Origin of the sequence: Azohydromonas aeria (genome assembly GCF_009760915.1) — a bacterium.
In the GTDB taxonomy this organism is placed as follows: Bacteria; Pseudomonadota; Gammaproteobacteria; order Burkholderiales; family Burkholderiaceae_C; genus Azohydromonas; species Azohydromonas aeria.
In genome coordinates, this window is the sequence record NZ_VIDQ01000153.1 from 1 (window position 1) to 5,798 (window position 5,798).

Consider the following 5,798-nt stretch of genomic DNA (forward strand, 5'->3'; position numbering starts at 1 on the left):
TCTACGGACGGCCTGAGCAGCGTGTTGGCAACAACAGCGGCAAGCCGTTCGTGACGGCCAAGGTGCGTGCCGCCACGGCCGGCGGCGAGACGCTGTTCGTCAACGTCCTGGCGTTCGACACGTTGGCCCAGACGGCGCTGCTGGCGCTCTGCGATGGCGACGCGGTGTCGCTGACCGGCACGCTCACGCCGAAGGTCTGGACGGACAGGGAAGGGCAGCCCCGGCCGGCATTGGACATGATCGCCAGCGGGGTGCTCACGGCATACCACGTCAAGCGCAAGCGCGATGCGGTGGTCGGCACGGAGCCGCCAGCGCCGCAGCCATCTCGGCACCCCTCGCCAGCGCCCACCAGAGCGCGCCAGGGCGACCACCACGCAGCGGCGGTGGCGGCCGAGCGCGGCGCGGACGGCTGGCCGGCGTCCGACGCGCCCTGGAACTGAAGGGTGCTCGCCATGACGGGCGAGCGCGATCTGGGCAGGCTGCTGCGGCACATGACGCCGCAGCTGCAACCGGGCACCTTCGTCTTTTGCACTTTCCCGGAAGGCGAACTGCCACCCGGCGTGGCAACCATCGCGACGTTTCGCGAGGCCGAGGGGCTGAGCGCGATCGTGGCCCTGGACGAGGCCCGGCGCGCCGGCGTGGCCTGGCAGTTCGAGTCGGGCCTGATCACGCTGACCGTGCATTCGTCGCTGGAGGCGGTCGGCTTCCTGGGCGCGGTGTCCGCAGTGCTGGCCGAGGCCGGCATCCCGTGCAACGCCGTGGCGGCGTTCCACCACGACCACCTCTTCGTGCCGCGCGACATGGCGCAGCGGGCACTGGAAGTCCTGATGGCGGCATCCGCAGCGCCGGCACACAGTCCTGCGCAGAATCAGCCGTAGCTCAAGCCGAAGGCGCCTGGCCGGCGCCAGCGGTGAGCCCGAGAACACGAAGGAGGAAAAAAAGGAATGGCTCGACACCGAATCGCGGCAGCCATGCTGCTCGCCGCTGCCGCAGTGCCGGCGTGGTCCCAGGCCGCCGACGCGAGCCGCATGGCAGACGTTGCCAAGCGAGGCGCGGACGTGATGCCGTTCGACCTCAAGCGGACCATCCACATCTTCACGGAAACGGGTGACGGCGGCGTGCAGCGCGTCGTGGCGCGCACGCGGGGCGACGCGGCTCAGGCGCAACTGGTGCGGCAGCACCTGCAGGAGCTGCATGGGCAATTCCTGCGGGGCGACTTTTCAGGGCCGCAGCACATCCACGGCGCCGGCATGCCGGGGCTGGCCGCGCTCAAGGCCGCTGCGCCCGGCAGCCTCGCCATTGCGTACCGCGAGATCCCCGACGGTGCCGAGCTGACCTACCGCACGCAGGACGCCCGGCTGGTCGCCGCGCTGCACCAGTGGTTCACGGCGCAGGTATCCGACCACGGGCCCGATGCGGTGGTCGGGCACCACGACGGGCACCACCCTGCAATGCCTGAGGGCCGGTGAAGGTAGGCGCCGGACGCTGGCTGCCATGGGCAAGGATTGCATTTTCGAATCCTGGCCAGCCGCGGTTGCGCGTGTGAGCATGAACGGGCCGCCGTGGTCGCTGACCACCGACCTGCTCCCGGCACTGCCGTGCTTGCCCTTCTCATGACCGGGCCCGGGCCCTGTCGAATCCAGGTGCTGGCTGACCGGAGCTGTCTGCCAGATGCTACGCAGCCGCACGCCGTCCATGCCGGACGGCGGTCCCCGGTGGCGGCTGCTTCTGCGCGTCAAGGGCCAGATCCTGCGTGAAGCGGCACTGCGGATAGCTGCTGCAGCCCAGGAACGGACCGTGTCGGCTCTCGCGGTGCGCGAGGCGGCCTGTGCCGCATCGCGGACAGGGATCGCCTATAGGCCCGGGTGCCGATCCTTCCGGCTCGACCCGCTCGACATCCAGCCCGTGCCGTTGCACCAGCTCCAGCACGAATTCCGACTCCCGGCCAGCCACGGTGACGAGCGTCACGCTCTGCCGTGCGCGGGTGAGTGCCACGTAGAAGAGACGGCGTTCCTCCGCCAGGTCGAAGTCGTCGCCATCGGGCATCGCCAGGCGCAGCACCGGATCGTCGGCCACGCGGCTGGGAAAGCCCGTCGTGCCCGTGACCATGGCTGGCAGGATGACGTGGTCCGCCTCCCGGCCCTTGGAGGCATGGACGGTCATGAAGTCCAGCGGGGCGGCCGTGCCTGGCCCAGCCGGCATGAAGCGTCGGTCGCCGTTGTAGCGGCCGAGCACGAGGATGGAGGGCGCCGGTCCTGCAGGCGCTGTCGCCTGCAGAGCCTGGACGCACTGGCTCACCGCGGCCTGGATGCGCCCCTGGTTCTCCACGCAAAGGATCCGTACCGGCCGGGCCACGTCTGCCCTGGCCGATGCCACGCGCTTCTCGATCTGCTGTGGGTTTCGCATCACGAAGCGGCTGCTGAGGTCGCACAGCGACTGCGGGCAGCGGAAGGTGGTTTCCAGGCGCAGCGTCTGCGCCGCACCGAACCGCTCCTCGAAGCCCGTCATGACGCCCAGGTCCGCGCCCGCGAAGCGGTTGATGCCCTGCCAGTCGTCGCCCACGGCAAAGAGGCACCGGTCGGGCTCCCGCACCAGGGCCGCGACCAGCCGGGCCCGGGCCTGGCTGGCGTCCTGGAACTCGTCGACCATGACGAGCCGGTACGGGCTCTTCCAGCGGCCCTGCTCGATGCAGTCGCCGGCCTGCCGCAGCATGTCCTCGTAGTCGATGCAGCCCTCTCGCTGCAGCCGCTCCTCCCAGGCCTGCCGGATCCGTTCGAACAGGTGCAGGAAGACGCCGTGCCGATGCTGGAAGTGCCCGGCCGCGCCAGCGTCCAGACGCTGCCTCAACGCCTTGTTCGACAAGGCGTTGCTCTTGGCATGTGCCAGGAATGAGCGGACGGTGCGGGCCAGCCGCGCGATCTCCACGGGCTGCCGGCCTGGAGTTGGCCGGTCGGGGTTGGGGTCGAGCGCGATGCCGCGCCGCGTGAGCTCGCTCTCCAGGTCGCGGAAGGCCTCGCCGCTCCACAGGCCTGCCGTCGTGACTTCCACCAGCGCGGGGCCGTGCTGCCGGTGCGTGTCGCGCGCCCGCTTCATGGCGGCCCGGTCGTCTTCCAGCTGCTCGGATCCCGCTTCGCGCTCGTCGAGCGCTCGGTACGCCAGGCAGGTGTCGATGGCTGGCAGATGGAAGACGGGGTGGCTGGTGAGGCTGGCATCAGCCGTGTCGGCCCTGCGACGCGCGCCGTAGACGTATTCCACGCCGTTGTAGAAGAGCCAGTCGGCCAGCATCTGCTCGCCGCGGCTCTCCACCGTGTCGCCCTGAAGGGTCCGGAAGCCGCGTCTGCGCAGTTGCGGCGCATCCTCGCCCTCGCCGGGGCACGACATGTCCTGCGCCAGCACCAGGCGAAAAAGGTCCCAGTTGGCACGAAAGCCCGCATCGCGGTCCTTGAGCGTGTCGACGATGTCGAGCACCGCCTCCACGTCGCGGCCGCCTTCGAGCCAGGGTGCGAGCGCCGGGCGCCGGCCCGTGGCGGCCCCGATGACCTCCAGGCCGAAGGCATGAAACGTCCTGGCCGCGATCCGGCCCTGCAGTCCCAACCGCCTGAAGCGGTCCTGTGCACGCTGCGCGAGCTCGCCGGCGGCCTCGCGGTTGAAGGCCAGCAGCAGCACCTCCTGCGCGGCGAAGTAGCGCTTGGTCAGCACGTAGGCCGCCTTGGCCACCATGGTGGACGTCTTGCCCGAGCCGGCCGAAGCCACCAGCAGCACCCGGTTGTCCAGGCACACGACCGCGCGGGCCTGCTCGGGCGTGAGCGGTGTCTTCTCCACGGCGTCGAAGAAGTCCTTGCGGGACTGCAGCTCGCGCTGCAGGTGGCGCTCGTTGGTGGCGCGGGCTGCTGCAGCCAGATCACGCTGCCAGAAGCCGAGCGCATCGCGGCTGCGCGCATCGAGGCCTGCGACGGCCTGGGTGAAGTCCGGGTGCGACAGCAGCTCGGCTGCCAACCGCGGCTTCAAGGCGATCTGCCGGGCAATGAAATCCCGGGTCAGCCAGCCGCTGCCGGCGAGCTGTGCCTTGCATGCGGCACGGCAGGCCTGCGCCCATTCGACGACCGGTGAAAGGCACTCCTGCAGTGAGCGCAACAGCTGCTGCGCACGCTCCTGCTCCTGGCGCGTCTGCTCCAGGCGCTGCTGCTCCCGCTTTCGCTGCTGCCGCTTCTCCTGTTCCAGGCGGCGCCGCGCCAGGGCCTGCTCGCGCGCGCAGGAGATCGCCTGCACCATGTCTCGCGCCGCGGCATTGCCGATGCCGTCGAGCTCCAGCACCGACCGGTTGGGCAGCGTCACCGTCACGCGGGACCAGAGCAGGCCCGGCTCGACATGAACGGCACCAAGGTCCTTCAGCGCAATCGCATGCCGGGCGCCTTCCACCTCCAGGAGGGCGCGCTCATCTTCCAGCCACAACTGCCAACGCTTCGATCCGGTGAGGACTCCCCCGGTCTGAGACGGACTCCATGTTCTGTGCATGGAGGAATTGTCCACGCGCGCGGTGCCGCGCCTGCAATCCCAGCCGATTGCGGACAGCTTGCGCTTCGAGCTCGGCGGTACGGCGGCTTCCCGGGTGGCGACGTGCGCATGAGAAACGTGTGCCTAGCGGCGGACAATCGCCACATGTGACTCGACCGGGGTTCCGATGCCATCTCAACGACAAGGGCGCCAGCTGCCATTCGAAGCCCGGTTGGACAGCGGACCGCGTGCATGTTCGGCCACGATCGCCGTTGCCCGGTTCGACCCGTTCATGGGCATGTAACGATGTAGGAGGGAGCGCTTTGTCGTTGGGACAGCGAGGAGACCCGTGCCCAACGGAAGCAGGCCAGGCGGATCAACTCGGCAGCTGCTGACCGCAGACCCGCATGAAGAGAGGGGACAAGCGACCTGCGCTGGCGCCGCGCCGCGCGCCCGAGATCGAGGGCCGCCCGCGACGCCGGTGTCGGTGCCTTCATGAACAAACGGCCCTTGCGTCTTGCGCCTTCGTGCCTCGCAGACGTCTTCGGGGCCTTAGCCGCCGCTACAGTGCAATGGCCTGCTGGCGCGAGAGCTCCGCGTAGGCGCTCCAGACTTCTTCCTTCATCTGCGCCAGCACGCGTTCCTCATCGGCCGTGTCGTAGCCCAGGCGCCTGAGTTCCTCGATCCACGTGGCCTGCGCCGTTGCCCGGTTATCGCACTCCGTGGCCAGGCGCTGCGCTCTTTGCAACGCCGTTTCGTACTGCTGCATCGTCTCCCTCTGCCGCGTTCGCCAGCCCTGTGGTGGGCCGGTCTTCGTGAGGCATGAGCATGGCGGCACCGTGCCTGAGGCACGCCTGCAGGCCCCTTCGTTGAGGGCACGCTGATGGAGGGTTGTACGGTGCTTGCTCAGCAGCAGGGCTGCGCGGTCTCTGGCGGGCTGTGGGTTCAGGGGAGCTCGTGCCGAGAGGTTCGAAAGCGCTCCCGGCGCACTGCCGGCTGCCGCCGACTCGGGGTCTGGAAGCAGGGGCCCGAAGGCCCCAGGATGGACTCGTCGTGCAACAGCCAGGCACGCCTTGGGCCGGTACGTGGCTGACCGCCACGGCGGGTTTCCAAGGCGGCCTTCTCCCCATGTGCCAGGACTTCGACTTCGACCATTTCGCCCTTCTCGCGCGCAGCGATCCCGCGGCATTCGAGGTCCAGCGCCTGATGCTGTTCGAAGCGGCGCTGAGCGAGATGCCGGCAAGCGCACGAGGCGCGGCGCGTGTCGCCTTGGCCAACGTCCAGGTACGGATGGCCAGTGCAAG

Annotated in this window: 5 protein-coding genes; 3 read left to right on the forward strand and 2 right to left on the reverse strand. The window is 69.5% G+C overall.

The window, feature by feature from the left end; translation table 11 throughout:
- From FJ694_RS35795 to FJ694_RS35805, 3 genes are all read left to right on the forward strand, one after another.
- Positions 1–440 (forward strand): single-stranded DNA-binding protein (locus FJ694_RS35795; protein WP_157272285.1); only part of this gene is annotated, 440 nt, incomplete at its 5' end.
- A gap of 12 nt (positions 441–452) precedes the next feature.
- On the forward strand, positions 453–878 hold the full coding sequence (locus FJ694_RS35800) for an ACT domain-containing protein (RefSeq protein WP_157272290.1): 426 nt from the start codon (positions 453–455) through the stop codon (positions 876–878).
- Positions 879–944: 66 nt separating this feature from the next.
- Complete coding sequence (locus FJ694_RS35805; protein WP_157272286.1) at positions 945–1,469, forward strand: aspartate carbamoyltransferase; 525 nt, start codon at positions 945–947, stop codon at positions 1,467–1,469.
- 205 nt (positions 1,470–1,674) lie between these two features.
- Here the strand turns inward: FJ694_RS35805 and FJ694_RS35810 are convergent, their stop codons facing one another.
- Together FJ694_RS35810 and FJ694_RS35815 are read right to left on the reverse strand one after the other, a co-directional pair.
- Entirely contained in the window at positions 1,675–4,515 is a 2,841-nt protein-coding gene (locus FJ694_RS35810; protein ID WP_157272287.1) for a UvrD-helicase domain-containing protein, read from the reverse strand.
- Positions 4,516–5,056: 541 nt separating this feature from the next.
- On the reverse strand, positions 5,057–5,263 hold the full coding sequence (locus tag FJ694_RS35815; RefSeq protein WP_157272288.1) for a hypothetical protein: 207 nt from the start codon (positions 5,261–5,263) through the stop codon (positions 5,057–5,059).
- Positions 5,264–5,798: the final 535 nt, after the last annotated feature.